This window comes from Neisseria sp. P0008.S002, assembly GCF_051962805.1.
Taxonomy (GTDB): domain Bacteria; phylum Pseudomonadota; class Gammaproteobacteria; order Burkholderiales; family Neisseriaceae; genus Neisseria; species Neisseria perflava.
On sequence record NZ_JBQCUY010000008.1, the window covers coordinates 1 to 26914 of the forward strand.

General features: G+C 48.3%; 23 protein-coding genes and 1 pseudogene. 11 read left to right on the forward strand and 13 right to left on the reverse strand.

Annotated elements, in window-relative coordinates:
- Positions 1–75 precede the first annotated feature (75 nt).
- A pseudogene (locus ACTHSA_RS09165) lies at positions 76–924 on the reverse strand (TonB-dependent receptor plug domain-containing protein); the annotation flags it as partial.
- A gap of 395 nt (positions 925–1319) precedes the next feature.
- Between ACTHSA_RS09165 and ACTHSA_RS09170 the strand changes: the two are divergent.
- Positions 1320–1940, forward strand: coding sequence for a TetR/AcrR family transcriptional regulator (locus tag ACTHSA_RS09170; protein ID WP_004519720.1), 621 nt, complete (start codon positions 1320–1322; stop codon positions 1938–1940).
- Positions 1941–2031: 91 nt separating this feature from the next.
- Here ACTHSA_RS09170 and ttcA read toward each other — a convergent pair whose 3' ends face one another.
- Together ttcA and ACTHSA_RS09180 are read right to left on the reverse strand one after the other, a co-directional pair.
- The gene (ttcA, locus tag ACTHSA_RS09175) at positions 2032–2991 is read right to left on the reverse strand and encodes a tRNA 2-thiocytidine(32) synthetase TtcA (protein ID WP_004519719.1); all 960 of its coding nucleotides are present in this window, start codon (positions 2989–2991) and stop codon (positions 2032–2034) included.
- Between the two features lie 128 nt (positions 2992–3119).
- Entirely contained in the window at positions 3120–3473 is a 354-nt protein-coding gene (locus ACTHSA_RS09180; protein WP_004519717.1) for a RidA family protein, read from the reverse strand.
- Between the two features lie 99 nt (positions 3474–3572).
- Here ACTHSA_RS09180 and ybaK point away from each other — a divergent pair, with 99 nt between their 5' ends.
- The 5 genes from ybaK (at position 3573) to hemB (ending at position 7442) form a co-directional block, all read left to right on the forward strand.
- Positions 3573–4058 (forward strand): Cys-tRNA(Pro) deacylase, encoded by a 486-nt coding sequence (ybaK, locus tag ACTHSA_RS09185; RefSeq protein ID WP_004519716.1) that lies wholly within the window; start codon positions 3573–3575, stop codon positions 4056–4058.
- 15 nt (positions 4059–4073) lie between these two features.
- On the forward strand, positions 4074–4661 hold the full coding sequence (locus tag ACTHSA_RS09190; RefSeq protein ID WP_004519715.1) for a DnaJ domain-containing protein: 588 nt from the start codon (positions 4074–4076) through the stop codon (positions 4659–4661).
- A 3-nt stretch (positions 4662–4664) separates the two neighbouring features.
- On the forward strand, positions 4665–5537 hold the full coding sequence (locus ACTHSA_RS09195; RefSeq protein ID WP_049344792.1) for a DMT family transporter: 873 nt from the start codon (positions 4665–4667) through the stop codon (positions 5535–5537).
- A 160-nt stretch (positions 5538–5697) separates the two neighbouring features.
- On the forward strand, positions 5698–6408 hold the full coding sequence (locus ACTHSA_RS09200; RefSeq protein WP_004519713.1) for a DUF6973 domain-containing protein: 711 nt from the start codon (positions 5698–5700) through the stop codon (positions 6406–6408).
- 32 nt (positions 6409–6440) lie between these two features.
- On the forward strand, positions 6441–7442 hold the full coding sequence (gene hemB / locus ACTHSA_RS09205; RefSeq protein ID WP_003683488.1) for a porphobilinogen synthase: 1002 nt from the start codon (positions 6441–6443) through the stop codon (positions 7440–7442).
- A 191-nt stretch (positions 7443–7633) separates the two neighbouring features.
- Here the strand turns inward: hemB and lipA are convergent, their stop codons facing one another.
- The 3 genes from lipA to ACTHSA_RS09220 form a co-directional block, all read right to left on the reverse strand.
- On the reverse strand, positions 7634–8617 hold the full coding sequence (gene lipA / locus ACTHSA_RS09210; protein ID WP_003683323.1) for a lipoyl synthase: 984 nt from the start codon (positions 8615–8617) through the stop codon (positions 7634–7636).
- Positions 8618–8746: 129 nt separating this feature from the next.
- Positions 8747–9349: a lipoyl(octanoyl) transferase LipB gene (gene lipB / locus ACTHSA_RS09215; protein ID WP_004519711.1), complete on the reverse strand. Its 603-nt coding sequence runs from the start codon at positions 9347–9349 to the stop codon at positions 8747–8749.
- A complete protein-coding gene (locus tag ACTHSA_RS09220; protein WP_004519710.1) occupies positions 9349–9624 on the reverse strand; it encodes an HP0495 family protein in 276 nt (91 codons plus the stop codon). The genes lipB and ACTHSA_RS09220 overlap by 1 nt, the downstream gene beginning before the upstream one ends.
- A 213-nt stretch (positions 9625–9837) precedes the next feature.
- Between ACTHSA_RS09220 and lon the strand changes: the two genes are divergently transcribed.
- The 5 genes from lon to ACTHSA_RS09245 all read left to right on the forward strand — a co-directional run bounded on the left by lon (position 9838) and on the right by ACTHSA_RS09245 (position 15393).
- The gene (lon, locus tag ACTHSA_RS09225; protein ID WP_440367463.1) at positions 9838–12297 is read left to right on the forward strand and encodes an endopeptidase La; all 2460 of its coding nucleotides are present in this window, start codon (positions 9838–9840) and stop codon (positions 12295–12297) included.
- A gap of 185 nt (positions 12298–12482) precedes the next feature.
- Positions 12483–12752 carry an HU family DNA-binding protein gene (locus tag ACTHSA_RS09230; RefSeq protein ID WP_003683413.1) on the forward strand — a complete coding sequence of 90 codons (270 nt, stop codon included), beginning with the start codon at positions 12483–12485 and terminating at the stop codon, positions 12750–12752.
- Between the two features lie 350 nt (positions 12753–13102).
- Entirely contained in the window at positions 13103–13372 is a 270-nt protein-coding gene (locus ACTHSA_RS09235) for a FeoA family protein (RefSeq protein WP_049344802.1), read from the forward strand.
- A gap of 27 nt (positions 13373–13399) precedes the next feature.
- The gene (feoB, locus tag ACTHSA_RS09240; RefSeq protein WP_063069033.1) at positions 13400–15268 is read left to right on the forward strand and encodes a ferrous iron transporter B; all 1869 of its coding nucleotides are present in this window, start codon (positions 13400–13402) and stop codon (positions 15266–15268) included.
- Entirely contained in the window at positions 15265–15393 is a 129-nt protein-coding gene (locus ACTHSA_RS09245; RefSeq protein ID WP_003683546.1) for a FeoB-associated Cys-rich membrane protein, read from the forward strand. The genes feoB and ACTHSA_RS09245 overlap by 4 nt, the downstream gene beginning before the upstream one ends.
- 112 nt (positions 15394–15505) lie before the next feature.
- On the opposite strand, the gene ACTHSA_RS09250 is transcribed toward ACTHSA_RS09245, so the two are convergent.
- The 7 genes from ACTHSA_RS09250 to ACTHSA_RS09280 form a co-directional block, all read right to left on the reverse strand.
- Positions 15506–16159 carry a DUF1287 domain-containing protein gene (locus tag ACTHSA_RS09250; protein WP_049333815.1) on the reverse strand — a complete coding sequence of 218 codons (654 nt, stop codon included), beginning with the start codon at positions 16157–16159 and terminating at the stop codon, positions 15506–15508.
- 222 nt (positions 16160–16381) lie between these two features.
- A complete protein-coding gene (mpl, locus tag ACTHSA_RS09255; RefSeq protein WP_049344804.1) occupies positions 16382–17758 on the reverse strand; it encodes a UDP-N-acetylmuramate:L-alanyl-gamma-D-glutamyl-meso-diaminopimelate ligase in 1377 nt (458 codons plus the stop codon).
- A 404-nt stretch (positions 17759–18162) separates the two neighbouring features.
- On the reverse strand, positions 18163–18501 hold the full coding sequence (locus tag ACTHSA_RS09260) for a P-II family nitrogen regulator (protein ID WP_003683576.1): 339 nt from the start codon (positions 18499–18501) through the stop codon (positions 18163–18165).
- An 89-nt stretch (positions 18502–18590) separates the two neighbouring features.
- Entirely contained in the window at positions 18591–20375 is a 1785-nt protein-coding gene (gene lpdA / locus ACTHSA_RS09265) for a dihydrolipoyl dehydrogenase (protein WP_049344805.1), read from the reverse strand.
- Positions 20376–20452: 77 nt separating this feature from the next.
- Positions 20453–22051, reverse strand: coding sequence for a dihydrolipoyllysine-residue acetyltransferase (gene aceF, locus ACTHSA_RS09270; protein WP_070504889.1), 1599 nt, complete (start codon positions 22049–22051; stop codon positions 20453–20455).
- 137 nt (positions 22052–22188) lie between these two features.
- On the reverse strand, positions 22189–24852 hold the full coding sequence (aceE, locus tag ACTHSA_RS09275; protein WP_070625328.1) for a pyruvate dehydrogenase (acetyl-transferring), homodimeric type: 2664 nt from the start codon (positions 24850–24852) through the stop codon (positions 22189–22191).
- Positions 24853–25473: 621 nt separating this feature from the next.
- Positions 25474–26901, reverse strand: a complete 1428-nt coding sequence (locus ACTHSA_RS09280) for a tetratricopeptide repeat protein (RefSeq protein WP_070625326.1) — start codon at positions 26899–26901, stop codon at positions 25474–25476.
- Positions 26902–26914 lie beyond the last annotated feature (13 nt).

Sequence of the window (26914 nt, forward strand, 5' to 3'; positions counted from 1 at the left end):
CAGATAATCCGATGAGATGCTAGTCTGTCTCACTCTCATGCAAAGGTAAGATCAACCATTTAATCCGCTTACCCCTTTTAAAAAACGGCCGCTGGCGGTGTTGCCCATGATTTCGTTTTGCGGCGCGCGAGAACGGATGTGGTTCAGCGTCAGGCGGCTGTAAAAATCGGGATGGTTTTCGGGCGTGAGTAGGAGTTTGAAGCGCACGTTGGTGTTTTCCACGCGGCGCGGGTTGCCGGTCGGCTCGTAGGACACGAACGGCTCGTAGCTTTCACGCTGCTGCCGTTCCGCGCTCAAGCGGAAGGCAAGGTTGTTTTTCACAATCGGGCCGGACACTACGCCGGCGATGTTGCGCGTTTTCTGGTTGCCCAAACCCAAGCGTAGCGCGCCTTCCCATTCGTCGGTCGGGTCTTTGGAACGCATCACCACCGCGCCCGCCACCGCGTTCTGCCCGCGCACATGGCTTTGCGGCCCGCGCAAGACTTCCACCTGCTGCATGTCCCACAGCGATTGCGTGCCGAAGGCGTATTCGTTGTAAGTGGCGGAGCGGCCGTCTATGGACAGGTTCAGGCGCGGCCGCGTGCCCGCAAAGAACGCTACCGCGCCGACGGCAGGGCCGGAGCCGTCCACGCCTCGCACGGTCGGCAAATCGTTGCCGCTGCCCAAGTCCACCGTGTTCACAGTCTGTTTGATCAGGTCGGTTGCGGAAAGATTGTGGCCGCTGCGGTCGATGTTCGGCGTGGAGAAAACGCGGTTGGACGTGGCGGTTTCAAAGCCGTTGCGGTTGGTGCGTTCGCCGGTGACGACGACTTCTTCCAACTGCACCTGTTCCGCATCTTGCACCGCATCGGTGGCATAAATCCATTCGGAGGCGAAAGCGGCGGCAATCAATAGGGGGAGGCGGCGGAGGGTGTGTTTCTGCATTTCCTTATCCTTTCAGACGGCATACGTCGGGGTGGATTGAACATCAGGTAATCCAATTGCTCCGTCAGTATGCAAATATTTGTATTTACACATTTACATAAAACAAACTATTAATGTAAAGTATAAGAAATAAGAAACAGGAATGCAAGTGTTTATCATTCACTTTACTTCCCTCTTATCTTGTGAATCATCCAAAAAAATCCCTCTCCTATTTTTGGGAGAAGGTTGGAGGAGGCAGATTCTGTAATCTTCATGAATTTGGCCTGCCAAGCATCCGATAGTCCTCATTCGTAGGGCGGAGCGGAAGGATAAGGAAAGAGGCCGTCTGAAAGCCGTTATATTGCCATTGCCGCTGTGGGGAAATATGATGAGTATCCGACTTGCGGATAACTTTAATGAAAAACCTTTATGAACAAAATCAAAATCTTCTTACCGTCATGACTGCCAGCAAACAACAAACCATCGCCGACACCGCCCGCCGCCTATTCCGCGAACATGGCTTTTCCGCCGTATTCGTAGGCAGTATCTGCGCCGAGGCCAGCGTCAGCCGCGTCACTTTTTACAAATATTACAGCGGTAAAAACGCACTCTTGCAGGAAATTGTTACCGAGCAGAAAAACCGCGTCCGTGCCGAATTTGAAAATCTGCTTGAACGGCAATGCAGCCTGCGCGAAGCCGCCGAGGCTGTGTTTGTCTTGCAAAAACAATCGTTTGAAGAACTTTATTCCGCCGCTTTCCTGCGCGACATTGAAGAGAACACCGATTTGGAGCTGGAGCGATTTTTCCACGAATTGAACGAAGAAAAATACGCTTTTATGCGCGGCTTCTTCCATACTCTACAACAACGCCGCCTGATTCAGCCCGATTTGCCGGTGGAGCTCATTGACCTGTTCATCCGTCAGGCAGATATATTGATGCACCATCCGCAACTGACTGCACTTTATACCGCTGCACCACAAAAGCTGCCGCAGGATATATTGGGGTTGCTGCTGCACGGTTTGTCAGGGAAAGAATAGATAAAAAAGAATAGAAAAAATTTCAAATATGAATATTCAGACGGCCTTTCGGTAAATAGCTACCAAAAGGCCGTCTGAAAATTAAATGGAATTATAAACCGCAGGTTTTGGGTTTGTTTGCCAAAATATTGATGACTTTACGTTCAGCTTTTTGCGGCTCGATTTTGATTTCGCTTTCGTCTTCTTCGCTGCCGTCGGAGAAACGTTCCGGCATTTTTTCGCTGTCAAATGCCAAGTCGCCGCCGTGTTTCAGGCTTTGACCGCGTTCCAAGCCGACAAAGTCGAAAAGTTCGGTATCGGCCAAATGTGATGGAACGACGTTTTGTAGCGCGGAGAACATAGACTCAATACGGCCGGGGAAACGTTTGTCCCAATCGCGCAGCATGTCACCGATGACTTGGCGTTGCAGGTTGGGCTGAGAGCCGCAGAGGTTGCATGGAATAATTGGGAATTGCTTCAGCTCGGCGTATTTGATCAAGTCCTTCTCTTTGACATACGCCAGAGGACGGATGACAATGTGTTCGCCGTTGTCGCTGACTAGTTTGGGAGGCATGGCTTTGAGTTTGCCGCCGTAGAACATATTCAGGAACATAGTGGCAAGAATGTCGTCGCGGTGGTGTCCTAAGGCAATTTTGGTGCAGCCCAATTCTTTTGCGGTGCGGTAGAGGATGCCGCGGCGCAGGCGGCTGCACAGCGAACAAGTCGTTTTGCCTTCGTCCAACACGCGTTTGACGGTGGAATAAGTGTCTTCTTCAACGATTTTATAGGGAACGCCGATGCTTTCGAGATAGGTTGGCAATACTTCTTCGGGGAAGCCCGGCTGCTTTTGGTCGAGATTGACGGCGACCAGTTCGAAATCAATCGGCGCGCTGGCTTGAAGCTGGCGCAGAATGTCTAAAAGGGCGTAGCTGTCTTTGCCGCCTGAGAGGCAGACCATGATTTTGTCGCCCGGTTCGATCATGTTGAAATCGTTAATCGCATCGCCGACAGCGTGGCGCAGGCGTTTGCTGAGTTTGTTGTTTTCTAATTCTTGCTTGGTTTTTTTGGACATGGCTGTTTGTGCTTTGAAATAATAGAAAAATTTAAGGGCGGTATTGTACCGCAAAAGAATAAAGGTCGTCTGAAAAACTGCGCCTGCTTGGTTGAAGCGGCGTTTTCAGACGGCCTGATATTTGTGCTTTATTTGATTTGAAGGGCGGTGATTTTGATTTCAACCTTCCAGTCGGGCGAAGCCAGTTTCGCCTCCACGCAGGCGCGGGCCGGAGCGCGTTCGGGCGCTGTCCATGCGTCCCAGGCTTCATTCATAGCGGCGTAGTCGTTCATATCGGGCAGATAGATGGTGGCTTCTAAAATGTGGGCTTTGTTGGATTGGCATTGGGTGAGCCATGAATCGATTTGCGCCAAAACATTTTCAGTTTGCGCTTTGGCATCGGCTTCAGGATTTTCGGGAACCATGCCGGAGAGGAAAACCAAGCCGTTGGCCACGACGGCTTCCGAATAGCGTTTGCTTGTGCCAAGATAGCGGATGTCCATGTTGTCTCCTGATTTCAAAAAGAAGGTATGGTAACATTGCGACTGTTTACGTTCCACATTTAAGAGGGGCTGTCTGAAAAGGATGGCGGAAAACAACCCATGAGTAAAGCAGAATATCCGGTTACGCAGGCAGTACGCTTTTTACGCAGTAAGAAAATCGATTTTGTCCCTTATGTTTACGCATATGAAGAACATGGTGGTACGGCGCGTTTTGCCGAATGTACGGGCAAGCCCGAGCATCAGGTCATCAAAACGATTGTTTTGCAGGATGAGCATAAAAAAGGTTTGGTTGTTTTAATGCACGGTGACAAACATATTTCCACCCGCAATCTGGCGCGCGAACTGGGTTTGAAACACATCGAACCGGCAACGGCAGATCAGGCGGCGAAATGGACAGGATATTTGGTCGGCGGGACGTCGCCGTTCGGTATGAAAACTGCGTTGCCGGTTTATGTGGAAGAAAGTATTTGGGCTTTGGACGAGATTTTTATCAATGGCGGCAAACGTGGGTTTATCGTAGGCATGAAGCCTGAAAACCTGCGGACGCTTAATCCGCAAGATGTTCATGTTGCAGTGGACGCGTAAAGGAGGGGAATACAGATGGAACAAGTGAATTTATACGAAATCTTGGGTGTATCTCAGGATGCGGATATCAACGTTATCCGCGAAGCTTACGGCAAATTGGTGGCCAATCCGGATATTCAGAAAGATGCGGAGCGTTTCAAAGCCATCGGACAGGCGTTTGAAGTATTGTCTCATCCGGAAAAACGTTTGGCTTATGATGCGGCTATGCAGTACGAGCGTCAGGAAGCCAAAGACAACAGCTTCAATAATACGGCGACAAATGTGGTCAACACGCCCAGCTCTGACGTAAAAAACTATGTTTTTATTGCTTATGTTACATATGCTGTGGGCTTATTGATTTTGTTTACCCCCGTTGTCGGTGTGATTATGGCGTATGTTAAACGCGATGAGGCTCAAGGCAGTATTTACGCCAGTCATATCGATTATTTGATTAAGACATTTTGGGTGTCTTTAGTGGGTACGGTTTTGGGAACTTTTACTACACTGATCTTAATTGGTTGGCTGATTTTATTGGTAACTGCCATTTGGTTTATTTACCGTGTAGTCGTCGGACTGATTAAACTGAATGAAGATAAGCCTGTTTCCAATCAAGGATGGTTTTAAAGCATGGCATATTTATTGGCAAGTATCGTTTGCAGCGTGTTGGTGTCTGTCTTGCTGAAAGTGGCGCGCAAGCAAAAAATCAATATCGAGCAGGCGGTGGCGGTGAATTATATCGTTGCCGTCACTTTGACCATGCTGGTGTTAAAACCCGATTTGAGCAATCCGCAGGTATTTTTACCGACGTGGTGGCTTTTTGCGGCCTTGGGCATATTGCTGCCAAGCGTGTTTGTCATTATGGGCAAATCCGTAGATGCGGCAGGTATCGTCAAATCGGACGCGGCACAACGCTTATCGCTGTTTCTGCCGATTGTCGCTTCATTCACGCTTTTCCATGAGCAGTTGACCGAAGGCCGTCTGATCGGTTTGGTATTGGCATTTACGGCACTGTTTTTCTTGCTTTGGAAAAGCGATGGCGGCAAGAAATCCGGCGGCTTCAGCACGCAAGTAATGCTGCTTTTGAGCGTCTGGTGCGGCTACGGCGTCATCGATATTTTGTTCAAACAAGTGGCGAAAAGCGGTACCGCTTTTGCCGGTAATTTGCTGGTGGCGTTTTGTTTGGCCGGTATCTTGATGTTTGGCTACCTGTTTGCCAAAGGAAGCAAATGGACCAAAGAGGGCATAGTGGGCGGTATGATTTTGGGCTGTCTGAACTTTTTGAATATTGTTACCTACATCTCGGCACACCAAATCATGAAGGATAATCCAACCTTGGTCTTTGCCGGTATGAATATTGGCGTGATTGTTTTGGGTACGCTGATCGGTGCGGCAATATTTAAGGAAAAAATCAGCAGCATTAATGCAGCCGGTATCAGTATTGCTATTTGCTCGATAGCCTGCCTGTTTTATTGGCCGCAGATTCGCAGCTTACTGGGTTAAAAATACTCAGGCCGTCTGAAAGTTTTCAGACGGCCTTATTTTTATTATAAAATAGCCATTCATGCGCTGATTTGGCCGTATGGAAATTATTTTGCGCTTACGGGCGTTTCTATGTTAAACAAAGAAGTTGAACTCACACAATAATATCGATAGTTACATCATGAAACATATTAAAAAACACATTCAATGCGCCGTTTTCGGCATGCTGGTATTGTCCGGTTGCCAATCGTATCAGGAAGATCAAAGCCGCCGCAGTAAAATGGCTCAATTCGCGCTTAACCATCCCGTGGCCGCCCAAGTTATCGGGATGGAAGACGAAGGCTTAATCAATATGACCAGTAATGCCACACGCTTTGCCGAGCGTACAGGTTTGGACGACAAAGCAAACGGCGACAGCAGGGGAACACAGGTCAATGCCGTACGCCAAGCATTGTGGCAGGCGGCGATTGCTTCTAAATTCGACAGCATTATTGCAGAAAAAGCAGGTAATGCGCGTCTGACGGATATGGAGTTGCGAGAAGGTAAAGACGACTACTTCAGCCGCTACCTTGCCGACCAGGCAGTCGATCAACGTAATAACCGTATCGGCCGCAGTATCGGCAGTGCCAAACCCGACAGCGATATGAAGACGCTGGCGGCAAGCATTTTGTTCTACTACAACAAAGTAGGCTTATGGACGGCTTCCGAAGTGAACAACCGTTGGCGCATCAAACAGGAAAAACTTTCAGACGGCCAGTATGCCGAGGCATTGAAAAATATCGCCAAATTGGATCAAAACGGTATGACCGAACAGGAACGTAATAGTTATAAAACCGGTACGTTCAGCGAAATCAAACGTTCGGTCAAAGCCATACGTCAAGTCGAAGACTGATTTTAAGACTTCATTATTGAAAGGCAATTGTTATGAATTTCCCTCCGCGTTATGTCTCAAACACCCGTATGCGCCGTATGCGTAAAGATGATTTTTCACGTCGTCTGATGCGCGAGCATACTTTGACGGCAGATGATTTGATCTATCCGGTTTTTGTATTGGAAGGCCAGAATCAGGAAGAGGCAGTCCCATCCATGCCGGGTGTCAAACGCCAAAGTTTGGACAAATTGTTGTTCACTGCTGAAGAAGCACTGAAGCTCGGCATTCCTATGCTGGCTTTGTTTCCCGTGGTAACGCAAAACAAAACCGAGTTTGCGGAGGAAGCTTATAATCCTGAAGGCTTGGTGCCGACAGTAGTACGAACCCTGCGCGAGAAATTCCCAGAGCTGGGTATCATGACCGACGTTGCCTTGGATCCCTACACCATTCACGGTCAAGACGGTTTAACCGATGAAAATGGCTATGTCCTCAACGATGAAACCATTGAAGTTTTGGTAAAACAGGCTTTGTGTCATGCCGATGCAGGCGCACAAGTCATTGCCCCGTCAGACATGATGGACGGACGTATTCTTGCCATCCGTGAAGCCTTAGAAGATGCCGGACATATCCATACGCGCATTATGGCGTATTCGGCAAAATATGCTTCAGCGTTCTATGGCCCGTTCCGCGATGCCGTCGGTAGTTCCGGCAATCTGGGTAAGGCAGACAAGAAAACCTACCAAATGGATCCTGCAAATACTAACGAAGCCTTGCACGAAGTAGCATTGGATATTCAAGAGGGCGCAGACATGGTTATGGTAAAACCGGGTCTGCCGTATCTGGATGTCGTCCGCCGAGTCAAAGACGAATTCGGCGTACCGACGTATGCTTACCAAGTTTCCGGCGAATATGCCATGCTTCAGGCTGCCATTCAAAACGGTTGGCTGGATGGCGAAAAAACCATTTTGGAAAGCTTATTGGCATTCAAACGTGCTGGCGCCGATGGTATTTTGACTTACTACGCGATTGAAGCGGCAAAATTGTTGAAGAAGTAAAATAAAGAAATAAATTAAAAAGCGGCAAACAGTGTTTATCCTGTTTAGCCGCTTTTTTGTATTACTTAAGATTGGCTCAATAGGGCCCGACTAAGGTTTATTTTTTGAAAATCTAAAGAGTTTTGCATAAACAAAGGCCGTCTGAAAAAATAGTCCCCTGATTTTTCAGACGGCCTTATATGATTTAAACCTTAGTGGTGGCTGCAACCGCCGTGGGTTTCACGCAAAGCTTCGGCTGCTTGTTCGTCTGCGTGGTAGCTGGAGCGAACCATTGCGCCGATCGCGGCATTAGTAAAGCCCAATTCGTATGCTTCTTTTTCAAAAACTTTAAATTGGTCAGGCGTTACATAGCGTAGGACGGGCAGGTGGCCGTCTGAAGGTTGCAGATATTGGCCGATGGTAATCATCTCGATATTGTTGGCACGCATATCGCGCATTATTTCGCGTACGTCCTCGTCTGTTTCGCCCAAGCCGACCATGATGCCGGACTTTGTCGGGATATGGGGCATCATTTCTTTGTAACGGCGCAGAAGCTCGAGGGAGTGTTGGTAATTGGCACCCGGACGGGCTTTTTTATACAGGCTTGGATGGGTTTCTAAGTTGTGGTTCATCACGTCGGGCGGTGTTTCTGCCAAGATTTCCAGTGCGATGTCCAAACGGCCGCGGAAATCGGGAACAAGGATTTCGATTTTGGTATTCGGGCTGGTTTCGCGGATGGCTTTGATGCAGTCGGCGAAGTGTTGGGCGCCGCCATCACGCAGGTCGTCACGGTCGACGGAAGTAATCACGACATAGCGCAGGTTCATGGATTTAACGGATTCGGCCAAGTGTTTAGGCTCGTCAGGATCCAGCATATTGGGGCGGCCATGACCAACGTCGCAGAACGGGCAGCGGCGGGTACAAATATCGCCCATGATCATGAATGTGGCCGTACCCTTGGTAAAGCATTCGCTGATATTTGGACAAGATGCTTCTTCGCACACGGTATGCATTTTTTGTTCGCGAAGAATGTTTTTGATTTCAAAGAATTTCTTGCCCGGTAATTTGGCGCGGATCCATTCGGGCTTTTTCAATTTTTGTTCCAATGGAACAACTTTAATCGGAATGCGTGCAGTTTTATCTGCGCCTTTCAGTTTGATGCCGCGTTTTGGGTCGTTTTTTACTTCTTCACTCATGGTGATGTGTTCTTTCTGTCGTTATAAAGGCCGTCTGAAAAGCTTATTGTAGTCTTTATGAACTAAGGGCTTGTGGGTTCAGAGGGGCAGTTAAAAGATGGTGTTGGGGTCGAATATTTTCAGACGGCCTTATGCCAGCTCTTTCTGTAAATGCTTGGTCAGTTTGTCTGAAACTTCTGCCAAGCCGGGTGCCGGAGAGACAAAGTCGGCAATTTGGGTCATTTCCATACCGGCATAACCGCAGGGGTTGATATGGGTAAACGGACTTAAATCCATGTTCACGTTAAGCGCCAAGCCGTGGTAAACGGAGCCGTCTTTGATACGCAGGCCCAGGGAAGCGATTTTACGCTCGCCGACATAAACGCCGGGACGTTTGGGGTCGGCGGCTGCTTCGATGCCGTATTCTGCCAAGGTGGCGATGATGCTGTTTTCAAGTGCGGAAACGATATGGCGCACACTGGTCTTACGGCGTTTGAAATTGATCATCGTATAAACGACCAATTGGCCAGGACCGTGGTAGGTAATTTGACCTCCTCTGTCAATTTGGACAACGGGAATATCGTCGCGGATGAGGAGGTGTTCGGGCTTACCGGCCAAGCCTTGAGTGAATACGGGCGGATGTTCGACCACCCATAATTCGTCTTCGGTATTTTCGTCACGCGAGGCATTAAATGCCTTCATGGCTTCGAAAGTCGGCAGGTAATCGACCAAGCCTTTGTGCACGATTTTCATTACAGCACCACTTTTACCAATTCGTGTGAAGTCAGGTCGCGGTAGATATTGTCGAGCTGCTCTTGATTTTCAACATTTACATGGACAGTCGCGCCGGTATAGTTGCCTTTGCTGCTTGGGCGCGTAGTAATGTGGTGCGGCTCGGTATCGGGAGCGTGTTTGCGCACGGTTTCCAAGATGGCGGATTCAAATTCCGGATGAACCACGCCCATGACTTTTACAGGAAAGGTGCAAGGGAATTCAATTAATGATTTTTTTTCGGTTGAGTCTGTCATGGTTTACTACCTTTTTTGGTTAGCCAGGGCCGTCTGAAAAGTTTTCAGACGGCCCAAAATCCGATATATTTTATCGTAAACGTCCATATCGGGCTATTAAAAATGATGTTTTAGAAAATAGGTGCGGATAAGCTGTTTTCAAGTCTTGAAATGGAGCGCTTCAGCCCAATTTTGAGCTACATTCTGATTTAACAATGATTGAGATTTCTAACTATGCCGACAAAAGACAAATATTTCGAGGAATACAGTGCGCTGGCTACCTTGCCTTTACGCGATGTCGTGGTGTATCCGCATATGGTATTGCCGCTGTTCGTCGGTCGTCCTAAATCGATTGCAGCCCTTGAGGCGGCAATGGCTAATGATGATCCGGTTTTCCTGTTGGCCCAGCTTGACCCTAATACAGAAGACCCTAAAGCTGAAGATTTGCACCAAACTGGTACGGTTGCCCAAGTTTTGCAGGTTTTGAAGCTGCCTGACGGCACCGTTAAAGTGTTGGTAGAAGGTATCCGTCGTGCGCGCGCATTGACGGTTGACGAAACAGGCGGACTGTTTTTATCCCATGTGGAGGCGATTGATGAAAACAGCGACAAGGACAATCCCGAAATTGAAGCCTTGCGCCGTACCTTGCTGACTCAATTTGAGCAATATGCGAAATTGAACAAAAAAATCCCTGCCGAAGTTATCAGTACCATCAGCAGTATCGATGACAACAGCCGTCTTGCCGATACTATTGCCGCGCATTTGCAGCTGAAATTAGAGCAGCGTCAATATGTACTGGAGACTGCCGGCATTGTTGACCGTTTGGAATTTCTGCTGGCGCAGTTGGAAGCCGAACTCGATATCATGCAGGTCGAGAAACGCATCCGTGGCCGTGTGAAACGTCAAATGGAAAAATCCCAACGTGAGTATTACTTGAATGAGCAAGTAAAAGCGATTCAGAAAGAATTGGGCGAAGAAGACGAGCGCGACGAGCTGGATGCGCTGGAAAACAAAATCAAAGAAGCAGGCATGAGCAAAGAGGCTGAAGAAAAATGTCTGTCTGAATTGAAAAAACTGAAAATGATGCCGCCGATGTCTGCGGAATCTACCGTCGTGCGCAACTACATCGATACTTTGCTTGAGTTGCCGTGGAAGAAAAAATCCCGTGTCAGCAAAGATATTGCCAAGGCTGATTTGATTTTGAATGCCGACCACTATGGTTTGGAAAAAGTTAAAGAGCGCATTTTGGAATATTTGGCCGTTCAAAAACGTATGGACAAGCTCAAAGGCCCGATTTTATGTCTGGTTGGCCCTCCGGGGGTGGGTAAAACTTCCTTGGGTGAGTCGATTGCCAAAGCCACAGGCCGTCAATATGTGCGTATGGCGTTGGGCGGCGTGCGTGATGAAAGCGAAATCCGCGGCCACCGCCGTACCTATATCGGCTCTATGCCGGGCAAAATCTTGCAAAATATGGCGAAAGCGGGTGTGAAAAACCCATTGTTCCTGCTTGATGAAATCGACAAGATGGGCAGCGATTTCCGTGGTGATCCTGCCAGTGCTTTGCTTGAGGTGCTGGATCCTGAGCAAAACAACAAGTTCGCTGACCATTATGCCGAAGTCGATTATGATTTGAGCGATGTGATGTTTATTGCCACTTCAAACAGCTTGAATATCCCGACTCCGCTGCTTGACCGTATGGAAATTATCCGTCTGTCCGGTTATACGGAAGATGAAAAAATCAATATCGCCATGCAATACCTTGTGCCGAAACAAATGAAGCGCAATGGTGTGAAAGAGGGTGAGTTGGTGGTTGATGAAAGTGCGGTGCGCGATATTATCCGTTACTACACCCGCGAGGCCGGTGTCCGCTCGTTGGATCGCGAAATTGCCAAAATCTGTCGCAAAGTGGTGATGCAGGTTACTTTGAATGAGGACAAGAAAAAAGCGTCCAAATCCAAAACAGTAAGCAAGGCCAAGCCTAAAGCGATTAAAGTTACTGAGAAAAATCTGCATGACTATCTGGGCGTGCGCCGTTTCGACTATGGTGTGGCCGAAAGCGAAAACCGCATCGGCCAGGTAACCGGTCTGGCTTGGACCGAAGTCGGTGGCGAGTTATTGACCGTAGAGGCGGTTGCCTTGCCGGGTAAAGGTACGATTCAATGCACCGGCCAACTGGGCGACGTGATGAAAGAATCAGTATCGGCCGCATGGTCGGTTGTCCGTTCTCGTGCTGAATCAGTGGGTCTGGCCCCTGATTTTTATGAGAAGAAAGACATTCACGTCCATGTGCCTGAAGGTGCGACGCCAAAAGACGGTCCGAGCGCAGGTATCGCCATGACTTTGGCGATGGTTTCTGCCTTCACCAAAATTCCGGTGCGTGCTGATGTAGCTATGACCGGCGAAATCACTTTGCGTGGCGAAGTCTTGCCGATTGGCGGTTTGAAAGAAAAACTGCTGGCTGCTTTGCGCGGCGGTATCAAGCATGTATTGATTCCAAAAGACAACGTCAAAGATTTGGAAGAAATCCCTGAAAATGTCAAAACCGGTCTGACCATTCATCCGGTCAAATGGATTGATGAAGTGTTGGCTTTGGGCTTGGAAACTCAGCCTGAGCAATGGGCGGCTGAATTGACGGTTGCCGAGACCCCGCAAACTTCTAAGGCGAAGTCAAGGACAAAAGCAACCAAGCATTAAGTTGGCCGTCTGATGTTGCAAAAAATGTGGTTTTGCCCTGAATGCCACAAAAATAGGGCAATTCCACATCTTTTACTTGACATGATAATTTCAGAATTGCTATAAAGTGCGTATGTGCTTTAAAAGTGCTTAAGCCCCGAGTATTCGGGCATTTCATCATTTTTTACGATAGGAAGGGACTAATTGTGAACAAGTCTGAATTGATCGAAGCAATTGCTCAAGAGGCCGGCATTTCCAAATCTGCTGCGCAAAAAGCTTTGGATGCTACTACTAATGCCGTAACCAACGCATTGAAAAACGGCGACACTGTTACTCTGGTCGGTTTCGGTACTTTCTACGTCGGCGAACGCGCCGAACGTCAAGGCCGCAACCCTAAAACTGGCGAGCCTTTGACTATTGCTGCTGCTAAAACTCCTAAATTCCGTGCCGGTAAAGCATTGAAAGACGCTCTGTAATTTAGAGTCTTTCCCTGAATGGGAATAAAAAACCGATTTGATTCGGTTTTTTATTTTGAAGGCCGTCTTAAAGTTTTCAGACGGCCTTTAGTTTGTTGAGTGCATAAAAAGGCTGAAATTCTAATGATAAAAGGATTTCAGCCTTTTTAGTTTATCTTGTTACATTTGATTTTTATATTAAAACGCCTTATAATTAATAGAAACAATAATAGTATTCAAACAAACCGCACTTATCGAAAGAAGGGGCAAATAGCCACTCATAACCAACCTTTCAAATGTGCCACACATTCGTCAGCACTTCTCACATTTCTAATAATCTGATTTTTTAAAACAAATGAAAAGAGAGGCTTATGTCTACCATTCCTTTGTCGCGCCTGAAAAAAGGCGCAGTCGTACATATTGATTCCATCGTTTCCAATCCTGTTTTTGGTGATTTGGATACCTTGGTAACCCGTCGCCTTGCAGATTTGGGTTTTTCCAGCGGAATGCCGTTGCAAGTGATTGCAGTGGGTGGTTTTGGGAGAGGCCCGTTTGCGGTACGTTTGGGTAACCAATCTCAATTTTCCCTGCGTTTGGAAGAGGCCGGGAAGATTATGTGTCGTATCGTTGAGGCCGTTTAAGGCCGTCTGAAAGAATAAGGAAAAATGATGGAACTAAGCTATTTTGCCTTGATTGGCGCGCCAAACTGTGGCAAAACCGTTTTGTTCAACGGTTTGACCGGCTCACATGCCAAGGTTGCCAATTATCCGGGCGTAACTGTCGATAAGCGCGAGGGCGCCTTCCTCGACGACGAGGCCGTCCGCATTATCGACCTGCCGGGCACATACAGCCTACGCACGACCAGCCCCGACGAAGCGGTGGCGAAAGATGTAATGGTAGGCAAGATGGGCATTCCGCCCGATGCCATTATTGCCGTTGCCGACGCGACCAACCTGCGTATGACCCTGCGCATGATTTTGGAACTGAAAACGCTGGGACTGCCTATGGTGGTGTCGCTGAATTTGAGCGACGTGGCCCGCAAAAGGGGCTTGAATATCGACGCGGCCAAACTGAGCGAGTTGTTGGATGCACCTGTTTTGGAAACAGTTGCAGTGAGCGCGTCGGGCGTACAGGCTGTACGCGAAGCCGTGGCGAAGCTGCCGCGCAAACGCTCTTTTCCCGCAAACCCCGCCTCTGCCGAACGCACGCTCGATGCGCTGGATAGCGACAAACTTTATCAAGAAGTCGAATCGATTTTGGCACAAGTGGTACGCACCCAGATGACGCTGCCCGCATGGCACAAAAAACTCGACGACATCGTGCTGCACCCCGTCTGGGGCATGATTATGCTGCTGGTCATCCTGTTTATGGTGTTCCAAGCGGTTTACACATGGGCGGCGCCGATTATGGACGCCATCGAAGGTGGCTTTACCGCGCTGGGCGAATGGATAGGCGCCAACATGGAGCCGGGCATCCTCAGCGACTTGCTCGTCAACGGCGTCATTGCCGGTTTGGGCAGTGTGTTGGTGTTCCTGCCGCAGATTACGATTTTGTTTGCCTTTATCCTGCTATTGGAAGACTCAGGCTATCTGCCGCGTGCAGCCTTCCTGCTGGATAACATCATGGCAAAAAGCGGTTTGTCCGGCCGTTCGTTTATTCCCCTTTTGTCCAGCTTTGCCTGTGCCGTTCCTGCCGTGATGTCGGCGCGTACCATTAACGACCCGCGCGAACGCCTTGTTACCATCGCGGTTGCGCCGTTGCTGACTTGTTCCGCACGTTTGCCAGTGTATGCGCTGATTATCGCCGCTGTTATTCCTGACCGTACAGTGGGTGGGATTTTCAACCTGCAAGGCCTGACATTGTTTATTCTTTATATCGTAGGCATTCTGTCGGCTGCATTGGCGGCGTATATCATGAAACGCTTGGCGCGGATGAAAGGCAATGTGCAACAATTCCCACTTTTGATGGAATTGCCGACTTTCCGTACGCCTAACTTCAAACACATCATGACCAGCTTGTGGGATAGGGTAAAAGCCTTCCTGAAACGCGCGGGTACCATTATTTTTGCATTGGCCGTGGTTCTGTGGGGCTTGGTAAGCTGGCCGCAACCGCCTGAAGGCGCAACCGGTGCCGCCATCGATTACAGCTTGGCAGGTACGCTTGGTCATGCTATTCAGCCGTTTTTTGCACCTTTAGGCTTTACTTGGGAAATGTGTATCGCCATGATTCCGGGTATTGCCGCGCGCGAAGTGGTCGTTGCCGCATTGGGTACCGTTTATGCCGTCAGCGCATCGTCTGAAGATGCCGTACAAAACGCACTGATTCCCATCATACACAACAACTGGGGCTTGCCGACCGCCTTTGCCTTCTTGGCTTGGTATGTGTATGCTCCGATGTGTGCCGCGACTTTGACCGTGATTAGACGCGAAACCAAATCCACGAAAAATATGCTTATGATTACAGGCTATTTGTTCCTGATGGCTTATTTTGCCGCATTCGTGGTTTACCAACTTTCTTCAAGGATACTATCGTCATGACTCAATATATTATCGTCGGCTTGATTATGCTCGCCTGCGTATTCTTCCTCTTGCGAAAATTCGTGTTCAAACCGAAAAAACGCGACTGCAGCAGTGGCTGCGGCAAATGTGGTGGTTGCGGTTAAATAAAGAGGGTTAGGTAAGTAAAAGGCCATCTGAAACTGTTTCAGACGGCCTTTTTTATTGCTCTATGGCTTTTCAGATGCAAAACTAGTATTTAGAGCTTAGCACCAGGATTTATTGAACGGGAAGTCTGAAATGTCCGGTAATGGTGTAGCGGTAGAGGACATCGTCTTCACGGGTTCCTGAACCGATATTATGGATAATCAGGGGCCTGTCTCCGATTTTTCGATCGGAGACGATACCGATATGGGGACGGTTGCCTTTCAGTTCCCAAGTTACAATATCGCCAGCTTGATAGTTTGTATCTTGAACTGCCCAGCCTTGACGCGTGAAATAAGTCATTAGGTTAGGTACGCGGCGGTGGTCAATATTGGTATCAGGTTGTTTCAAACCCCAGCGTTTCGGATAGACGGAAAAGTTGCGGCTCATGTCTTGATGAACAAGATCTTGCAAATCTATATTTTGGTCGCGCAAGGCACGGATAATGACGTCTGTGCAAACGCCTTTTGATATCGGCACATCTCCCATCGGATAAGTGAGCTTCGTGTAAGCTGGGTCGTAACGAAGGGTTTTGCCGATTTGGTTGCGCGCAGATTGTACGATTTTCGGTGATGGTCCTTTGGGTTCGGTAATTTTTTGTTGTAGGAAATCGGTATTAATACTTAGGATAGAATTGTGATGACGAGCAAAAAATACAACTGTTGTAATCAGAAGGATAGAAAGCGCAATACTGAGAACTATGGGCTTAAAGGCTATTTTGTGTTTCATGATATATGCACGGCTTAGATGTTGTCTGCATTATTATCAGATTTTTGAGTGGGTTGGCAATGCATAATGGAAAAATGGTCTTGAGCAAGTATGTACGGGCAAATAATAGATGAGTGTTATTTGGGTATTACCAAAACATTTTTTGTAAATATAGATTTTAAATTGGCATATGATAAAAGGCCGTCTGAAAACTTTTCAGACGGCCTTAGTTATTGGAGAAGGCTATTTCAATGCTTCTAACAGCTTCCCGTGTATTCCACCGAAACCGCCGTTGCTCATGACCAAAATATGATCGCCTGCTTCGGCATTTTTCACAATTTCGGCAACAAAGGCATCGAAGTCTTTGCCTACGTGCAGTTTGTCACCTAAAGGCGCGAGGGCTTCGGCGACGTCCCAGTCCACGCCACCGGCGTAGCAGAACACTTGGTCGGCATTGTTTAAGCTTGCGGGCAGGGCGGCTTTCATGGTACCGAGTTTCATAGTGTTAGAACGTGGCTCGAGGACGGCGAGGATGCGTGCGTTACCGACGTGCTGGCGCAGACCTTCGATAGTGGTTTCGATGGCGGTCGGGTGGTGGGCAAAGTCATCGTAAACAGTGATGCCGTTTACCGTGCCTTTGATTTCCATACGGCGTTTGACGTTTTTAAATGCACTTAAAGCTTCGCAGGCCGTCTGAATATCGACGCCGGCATGACGTGCAGCGGAGATAACGGCGAGGGCGTTCATACGGTTGTGTTCGCCCATCAGTTCCCACGCGACGTGTCCGACTGTTTCGCCGTGATGACGTACGTCGAACGAGCCGTCGGCATGGACGGTACCAACCTGCCAGCCTTGTTCGGTACCAAATTTTTCTACGGGCGTCCAGCAGCCTTTATCCAGAGTATCTTGCAGGCTTTGCTGTTGGCCGTTGCAGACGATGAGGCCTTCAGACGGCACGGTGCGTACCAAATGATGGAATTGGGTTTGAATGGCGCCCAAATCGGCAAAAATGTCGGCGTGGTCGAATTCAAGATTGTTCAAAATGGCGGTACGCGGACGGTAGTGTACGAATTTGGAGCGTTTGTCAAAAAAGGCAGTATCGTATTCGTCGGCTTCGATAACGAAGAATGGGGATTTTGAGTTAGGGTCTTGGCGCGGGGGTTGTGGCAGACGGGCGGAAACGCTGAAGTTTTCCGGTACGCCACCAATCAGGAAGCCCGGAGCGAGACCGGCATATTCCAAGACCCAGGCGAGCATGGAGGCGGTAGTCGTTTTGCCGTGTGTGCCGGCTACACCGAGTACCCAATGATGGTGTAATACGTTTTCAGCAAGCCATTGCGGGCCGGAAATGTAAGGCAGGCCTTTATTCAAAATGGCTTCAATCACATCCATGCCGCGTTTGGCAACATTACCGATAACGTAAATATCGGCTTTAAATTCGTCCAATTGAGCGGCATCAAAACCTTCATGTACGTCTATGCCCAAGGCTTCAAGCTGGGTGCTCATCGGCGGATACATCTTTGCGTCGCAACCGCTGACTTTAAAACCTGCTTCTTTGGCAATAGCCGCTACGCCGCCCATAAATGTGCCGCCGATACCGATAATGTGGATGTGTTTCATGATAAGACTGTCTTTGGATAAATTAATTTTAAAGCCGTCATTATAACGGAGTTTGGATAAAGAAAGGGGTCGTCTGAAAAGTTAGGCAACAACAAGAATAGGAAAAAATGCGAAGAATTGATTTTAAAAGGAGGGCGTTGAGGTTTTGCAAGTATGGGATTGGGGTTAGCCCTGCTTTGGAAAGAGTTATTTGATACGGTAAAGTCGTTCACGAAGGTCAGGTGAAGCATTGCCTCGAACTCCTCCATGCTTGATAGCGTGAAGTTTTCGATAATAGGTTTACTTGGATAGACTTTAGAGAATGGGGGGTATTCAATTAATGCCGTCTGAAAAATAAGTCCTGAGCAAACCACGCTACGACTTATTTTCAGACGGCATTTGTATTCTGTGTTTTGCGATTTCTATTAAAGCGCTGCTTCCGAGCGTTCACCGGTACGGATACGGATAGCTTCTTCAACCGGATAAATGAAGATTTTACCGTCACCGATTTTGCCGGAATGTGCGGTTTCTAAAATGGCATCAACAGCCTGATCGACTTTGTCGTCAGCCAATACCAATTCGATTTTCACTTTAGGCAGGAAATCAACTGCGTATTCTGCGCCGCGATAAATTTCCGTATGGCCTTTTTGGCGGCCGAAACCTTTGACTTCGCTGACGGTCATGCCGGTAATGCCGATTTCAGTCAGGATTTCGCGTACATCGTCGAGTTTGAAAGGTTTGATAATAGCTTCGATTTTTTTCATATTAAGTCTCCTTGTTTGCAAAAAGGCCGTCTGAAACATTCAGACGGCCTTTGTTCCATCAAGTTCGTTCAAATTTTATTTGAGTGAACTTATTTCTTTTTCTGAGCCGGTAGGTCGGTACATACGCCCAATGCCACTTCCGCAGCCATACCGATGGATTCTCCCAGGGTTGGGTGTGGGTGGATGGTTTTACCGATATCGGCGGCATCACAGCCCATTTCAATCGCCAAGCAGACTTCACCGATCATATCGCCGCCGTTAGGACCAACGATACCGCCACCGATGATGCGGCCGGTTTCAGCATCAAAAATCAGCTTGGTGAAACCATTGTCGCAACCGTTGGCAATTGCACGGCCGGAAGCAGCCCATGGGAAGTTGGCTTTGGTAATTTTGCGGCCGGAAGCTTTGGCAGACAACTCGGTTTCGCCAACCCATGCCACTTCAGGAGAAGTGTAAGCAACACCCGGAATAACGCGCGCGTCAAAGTAGGCTTTATGGCCGGCACAGTTTTCCGCAGCAACGTGGCCTTCGTGAACGGCTTTGTGTGCCAACATCGGTTGACCGACGATGTCGCCGATAGCGTAGATGTGCGGCACGTTGGTGCGCATTTGTTTGTCCACTTCGATGAAGCCGCGGTCAGTTACAGCAACGCCTGCTTTTTCGGCGCTGATGAGTTTGCCGTTAGGCGCACGACCGGCAGCCACCAATACGGCATCGTAACGTTGTGGCTCTTTAGGCGCATTTGCACCTTCAAAAGTAACGTAAACGCCGTCTTCTTTAGGCTCAACAGCAACAGTTTTGGTGTTGATCATGATGTTGTCAAAACGGTATTCGTTTTGTTTTTGCCATACTTTAACCAAGTCGCGGTCTGCGCCTTGCATCAGGCCGTCCATCATTTCAACAACATCCAGGCGAGACCCCAAAGTGCTGTAAACCGTACCCATTTCGAGACCGATAATACCACCGCCGATGATCAACAGTTTGCCTGGTACTTCTTTCAGAGCCAGTGCACCGCTGGAATCGATGATGCGTGGATCTTCAGGAATGAAAGGCAGTTTGGTTACGCGGCTACCTGCTGCAATGATACAGTTTTTGAAGGCAACGATTTTTTTCTCGCCGGTAGGAGTCGCTTGCTCGTACACGTCGCCGGTAGTCAGCGACACTTCCAAGTGGTGCGGATCTAAGAATTGGCCGTCGCCTTGGATAACGTCTACTTTACGGCCTTTGGCCATGCCTGCCAAACCGGTAGTCAAACGGGAAACCACGCCGTCTTTGTAAGCACGCAGCATGTCGATATCGAGTTCAGGCTCTGGGTATTTGATACCGTTGGCAGCCAAGTGACGCACTTCATCGATAACGGCAGCATTGTGCAACAGGGCTTTGGAAGGGATACAGCCAACGTTCAAGCAAACGCCGCCCAAAGTTTTGTAACGCTCGACGATGGCAACTTTCAAGCCTTCGTCAGCAGCGGCAAATGCAGCAGAATAACCGCCAGGGCCGCCACCCAATACAACTACGTCGTATTCGGCATCGGCAGAACCGCCGAATTGAGCAGCTTGAGGAGCAGGAGCGGCTGCTTTAGGTGCTTCTTGCGCAGGAGCAGCTGGTGCTTCGGCTTTAGGAGCGGCAGCCGCACCTTCGGCTTCAACGACTGCAATCAAGCCGCCTTCGGAGATTTTATCGCCGACTTTAACTTTAACTTCTTTAACGACACCTGCAACTTCGGCAGGTACGTCCATAGTGGCTTTATCGGTTTCCAAAGTAATCAGGGTATCGTCCACAGCAATGGTGTCGCCTACATTTACTTCAACCGCAATAATATCTACGTTTTCGTGACCGCCAATGTCGGGCACTTTTAATTCAACTAAGCTCATGTCTAATCTTTCTGAATGATGTTCGGACTTCTTTTTTCAGACGGCCTGAGTAAAAAGGCCGTCTGAAAATGCTCGGATTACAGAGTAATGCGGCGGAAGTCTTTCAACAGGTTAGCCAGGAATACGGTAAAGCGCATACCGGCGGCACCGTCGATGACGCGGTGGTCGAAGGACAGGCTCAATGGGCACATCAGGCGAGGAGCGAATTCTTTGCCGTTCCAAACCGGTTTAATTTGGGATTTGCACACGCCCAAGATGGCAACTTCAGGAGCATTCACGATTGGCGTGAAGCCTGTACCGCCGATACCGCCCAAGCTGGAAATGGTAAAGCATGCGCCTTGCATTTCTTGTGGTTTGAGCTTGCCTTCGCGGGCTTTTTTAGACAATTCGGTCAGCTCTTGGCTGATTTGTTTCAAGCCTTTTTGATCCACGTCTTTGATTACTGGAACAACCAAGCCGTTTGGCGTGTCTGCTGCGAAACCGATGTTGAAGTAGTTTTTCAGCACCAAGTTGTCGCCATCCAAAGAGGCGTTGAATTCAGGGAAGGCTTTCAGTGCAGCAACAGAGGCTTTAATGATGAAGGCCAATGGAGACAGTTTCACGCCTTCGCGTTCCCATTCTTTGTTCAGCTGTTTGCGGAATTCTTCCAATTCGGTCATATCCGCTTCCTCGTGTACGGTAACGTGAGGAATCACAACCCAGTTGCGAGACAGGTTTTGACCAGAGATTTTCTTAATGCGAGACAGTTCTTTAACTTCGACGCTGCCGAATTTAGAGAAGTCAACTTTAGGCCATGGCAACAAGTCCAGACCACCGCCCAAAGAGGCAGCGGCAGGTTTGCCTGCACCGCTTTGCATAACGGATTTAACGAAGGCTTTAACGTCTTCGCCCATGATACGGCCTTTCAGACCGGTACCTTTAACTTGACCCAAATCTACACCCAATTCGCGCGCCAGTTTACGTGCGGAAGGACCTGCATGGGCTTTGGCAAAAGCAGCTTCGTCAATTTTGGCAGCTGCAGGTGCAGCTGGAGCAGGCGTAGCGGCTGGTGCGGGAGCAGCAGGAGCCGGAGCAGCGGCTGGTGCAGGTGCGGCAGCTTGAGCGGCAGGAGCAGGAGCAGCTGCGGCGGAACCGGCGGTTTCTACTTCGATAATGGCAGAACCTTCAGATACTTTGTCGCCAACTTTTACAAATACGGCTTTAACAACACCGGCTTCTGTACATGGTACGTCCATAGTGGCTTTGTCGGTTTCCAGAGTAATCAGAGTGTCGTCAACGGCAACAGTGTCGCCAACTTTAATTTCAACGGCAATAATGTCTACATCTGTATGACCGCCAATATCCGGGACAACAACTTTTACAGTTGCCCCGCCTGCAGGGGCTGCGGCAGGAGCGGCAGCGGGAGCTGCAGGAGCCGGGGCTGCATCGGCAGCGGCGGCATCGGTTTCAACGGTCAGAATAACGCCGCCTTCAGAGATTTTATCGCCAACTTTAACTTTAACTTCTTTCACGACACCGGCTGCATCGGCAGGTACGTCCATAGTGGCTTTGTCGGTTTCTAAAGTAATCAGGGTGTCGTCAACGGCTATGGTGTCGCCTGCTTTAACTTCTACAGCGATGATGTCGACGTTTTCATGACCGCCGATATCAGGGACTTTGATTTCTACGATACTCATTTGAGTTCCTTTAATATTTTCAGTTTGATGCCGTCTGAAAACTGTTTCACACGGCATCGGTACAGTTTGTCTGTTCAAACCATTCAAACATTTGGTTTTCAGACGGCCTAATGTTAACAGGCCGTCTGAAACATCAATTAGCGTTTCCAGCTAGGAGCTGCATCGGCTTTAATACCATATTTTTCAATGGCTTGTTGAACGGTTTCTTTGCTGACTTTGCCCTGTTCGGCCAGAGCGCTCAATGCAGCAACGGCAACGTTGTAGCGGTCAACTTCGAAGAAGCTGCGCAGGTTGGCACGGCTGTCGGAACGACCGAAGCCATCGGTACCCAAGACGTGGTAGTCGTTAGGGATGTAGGCACGGATACGGTCAGCATAGCTGCGGATGTAGTCGGTAGCGGCAATAACCGGACCGTCATGACCTTGCAGTTGAGAAGTAACAAACGGTACTTTTGCAGTTTCCAATGGGTTCAGACGATTGAAGCGTTCCACTTCGATGGCATCGCGGTGCAGCTGGTTGAATGATGGGCAAGACCAGATGTCTGCTTCTACGCCGAAGTCGGCTTTCAACAATTCGGCACCGGCAATGACTTCTTGCAGGATGGTACCGGAACCCATCAATTGGACTTTTTTATCGCCTTTGCCGCCGGCTTTCAGCAAGTACATACCTTTCAGGATGTCTTGTTCTACGCCTTCAGGCATGTCCGGATGGGTATAGTTTTCATTCATCAGGGTGATGTAGTAGAACACGTCTTCGTGGTTAACATACATACGGCGCAAGCCATCGTGTACGATAACGGCTACTTCATATTGGAATGTCGGATCGTAAGTTACACAGTTTGGAATCAAATCTGCTTGAATGTGGCTGTGGCCGTCTTCATGTTGCAAACCTTCGCCATTCAGTGTTGTACGGCCGGCTGTACCACCCAGCAGGAAACCGCGTGCATGCATATCGCCTGCTGCCCATGCCAAGTCGCCGACGCGTTGGAAACCGAACATAGAGTAGTAGATGTAGAAAGGAATCATGGCAAAGTCGTTGTTTGCGTAGCTGGTCGCAGCAGCAATCCAGTCAGCCATAGCACCTGGTTCGTTAATACCTTCTTGCAAGATTTGACCGTCAACAGATTCTTTATAGAACATCAGTTGGTCTTTATCTTGAGGAGTGTATTGTTGGCCTTTAGGGTTCCAAATACCGTATTGACGGAACATACCTTCCATACCGAACGTACGGCTTTCATCTGGAACGATAGGCACCACGCGTTTGCCGATTTTTTTGTCTTTCAACAAAGTAGACAGGATGCGGACGAAAGCCATGGTGGTTGAGAATTCACGGTCACCGCTGGATTTCAGTTGAGTCTCAAATGCTGACAGTTCAGGCACTTCCAGAACTTCTTGGGTAGGTTTGCGTTGAGGCAGGTAGCCACCCAAAGCTTCACGGCGTGCATGCAGGTATTTGTATTCTTCGCTGTCGGGAGCAAAAGTCAGGTAAGGCAGGTTGCCACTGTCGATTTGCTCGTCGGTAACAGGAATGTCAAAGCGATCACGGAATTGTTTCAGAGAAGCTTTGTCCATTTTCTTGGCTTGGTGAGCAACGTTTTGACCTTCGCCGGATGCACCCATGCCGTAACCTTTAATGGTTTTAGCCAAAATGACAGTAGGTTTGCCGTCGGCGTGGTTCACTGCGCGGTCGTAAGCGTTGTACACTTTTTGAGGGTCGTGACCACCGCGGTTCAATGCCCAAATTTGTTCATCAGTCATATCGGCGACCAATGCTTTCAGTTCAGGCGTATTGAAGAAGTGTTCGCGAACGTATGCACCGTCTTTGGATTTGTAAGTTTGGTAGTCACCGTCCAGGCACTCTTCCATACGTTTGCGCAGGATGCCATCTTTGTCTTTTGCCAAGAGGCGGTCCCAACGACGACCCCAGATGACTTTCACAACATTCCAGCCGGCGCCGGCAAAGTTGCCTTCCAGCTCTTGAATGATTTTGCCGTTACCGCGTACTGGACCGTCCAAACGTTGCAGGTTACAGTTGATGACGAATACCAGGTTATCCAAGCCTTCGCGTGAAGCCAGAGCAATAGCACCTTGGCTTTCAGGTTCATCCATTTCGCCGTCGCCACAGAATACCCATACTTTACGGCCTTTGGTTTTAGCTAGGCCGCGAGATTCCAAGTATTTCAGGAAACGGGCTTGGTAAATCGCCATCAATGGGCCAAGACCCATAGATACGGTTGGGAATTGCCAGAAGTCAGGCAACAGGTGAGGGTGAGGATAGGAAGGCAGACCATGACCGGCAACTTCTTGACGGAAGTTGTTCAATTGGTCTTCAGTCAGACGGCCTTCAACGAAAGCGCGTGCGTAGATACCAGGGGCAACGTGGCCTTGGAAGAATACCAAATCGCCTTCTTCGCCTTCACCTTTAGCTTTCCAGAAGTGGTTGAAGCCGACTTCGTACATAGTGGCGGCTGATTGGAAAGATGCAATGTGTCCACCCAATTCCAAATCTTTTTTACCTGCGCGCAAAACGATAGCGGCAGCGTTCCAACGAACGAATGCACGGATACGGTGTTCGATGTTTTGGTCGCCGGGAATGCCTTTTTCGTTTTCAACGGAAACAGTATTCAAATATGGAGTAGTGGTGCCGTGAGGCATGCGGATGCCTTTGTCACGGCTGTATTTGACCAAACTTTCCAGCAGGTATTGGGCGCGTTCGCTGCCTTCATATTCTAAAACAGAGCTTAACGCGTCTAACCATTCTTTGGTTTCAATTGGGTCAACATCGTGTAATTGGGTGGACATAATATCTATCCTTGTGTTGAGTGTTTTTCAATGACGGAGTAGTACCCCGATATTTTCGTTTGTGAACAAATACGGCTTATAAACGAAAATTCCAAGAGTCAAATTCGAAAAAATTTTAATTATTTAAATATTTTCAATACGTTATATGTAGAAATGAAAATTCTGAAAAATTAAAATTTTTTGCAAACTGGCTAACCTGCAAATGCTATCAGTAATTGGGCAAACTGGCAAATCGCGCTGTTGATATTAATAAGAAGGGTAGAGGTTGAATTGATGATTTTTTGAGAGTGCCCTTATGATGGTTTTTAAATCGGAATATTAAACAGACACGGTAAAAGTCTCTGTTGTTTTGATGAATAAATTCGGATACGAAAATTAATTTTCAAAATTTGTCTAAAATCGAAAATTAAATTTAGACTTTGAGTTTAAAAAAGAAAATTCAGACCGTGTTATTTTTTACAAGCGAATGGGCCGTCTGAAGATTTTGAAAGAGGTTAAGAAAGAGTGAAATTCTAAGAAGACGATGATTGAGGATGCGAAAATTAAAAAAATGACATGCACAGGCTGGTTGAATAGCTGGGCATGTCATTTATCTAGTAGTCTGAGAATTTCAGACGGCCTTTAAACTGTAGAGGATTTTTGAGCAAATTGCTTCCATTGAGCTAAAAGCTCTTTGAGAACATCTTGCTGCTCATGTCCATGTTGGATGGCTTCTTGCAGCCAAAAACATGCGTTATTGATGTCTTTCTCTACACCCAGGCCGTGGTAATACAGACAGGCAAGATTATATTGAGCCATTGTATCCCTTTGTTTGGCTGCCGCTTCAAACCATTTCGCCGCTTGGGCATAATCGACAGGTACGCCTTGTCCGCTGTAATACATCATGCCAAGATTGGTTTGTGATTTGCTGTGTCCTCGTTCTGCAGACTGAAGGTATAGCTCCAGTGCTTCGGCATAATTTTGTTGGCGTTTTAAACCATAGTGGGCCGCGAATGCCAGTTTGTATAGGCGCTCGGCCTCTTGGCGCTGGAGGGCGATTTCTTTGGTCAGCTCGTAGTTTTGCTGGTTATTCAACGCGCTGTCAGAAAGAAGTTTTTGGTAAGCGACAAGATTGCCTAAGTCGGCTGCGCGTTGATAATACTGACGGGCGGTGTCTGCATCAACTGCTCGTCCCAATCCGTAGCGATGGATATCTCCCAAAAGGCGCAAGCCTTCCGGGTCATTTTGATCCGCAGCAGACTTAGCATGTTGATAGGCCTTTTGAGGGTCTCGTTCGGTGTTTTTTCCCAAAAGATAGATTTCGGCAAGCGCTACATGCGCATTGCTGTCTCCTTGTTCTGCCGCTTTTTCAAACCATTCTAATGCCTCGGCAGGGTTTGAGGCCGATAAGAGTTCTGCAAGAGAAGTTTGAGCCGGAACAATGTCGTAATTGGCGGCAATTCGTAAATGTTCGATTGCTTTTTCAGGATTTTGTGCGACACCTTGCCCCAATTTATATTGAAGACCAAGTTGCCAGTGTGCTGCAATAAATCCCTGTGCGGCAGATTGCTGGTAGAGTTTATGGGAATATTCTAAATCGGGGGTGCTTGAGTATTGGTAGTGTTGGGCTAAGAAATATTGCGCCTGAGGGTTGTGTTGCTCGGCAGCTTTCAATGCCCATTTGACTGCTTGCTGTTCATTGCCGCTATCCGCATATAAACGCATCAGGCGTAGCTGAGCCGGAACCAAGCCTTCTTCGGCAAGTTCTTGATAGGCTGAAATAAGCGTTTCTACTTCTGCGCCGTTATTTTCTTGTAATTGGAGAAGATTGTAACGGGCATAGGGATGACCGGCTCTTGCCGCTTGTTTTAAATATTCAACTGCAATTGCCAAATCTTGTTCGTTTTCGTGGTTTTCGAACAGGCATCCTGCCAGTTGAAATGCAGCCTCGATATGTCCCGCCTCTGCTGCCTCGCAGAGCAATGGAATAGCTTGCACAAAGTCAGGCGGGTCTTGAGTAATTAATTTTTTTGCCAGAAGAAAAGATTCTTCATATTGTTGAGCATTCATCGTTTTTTATATT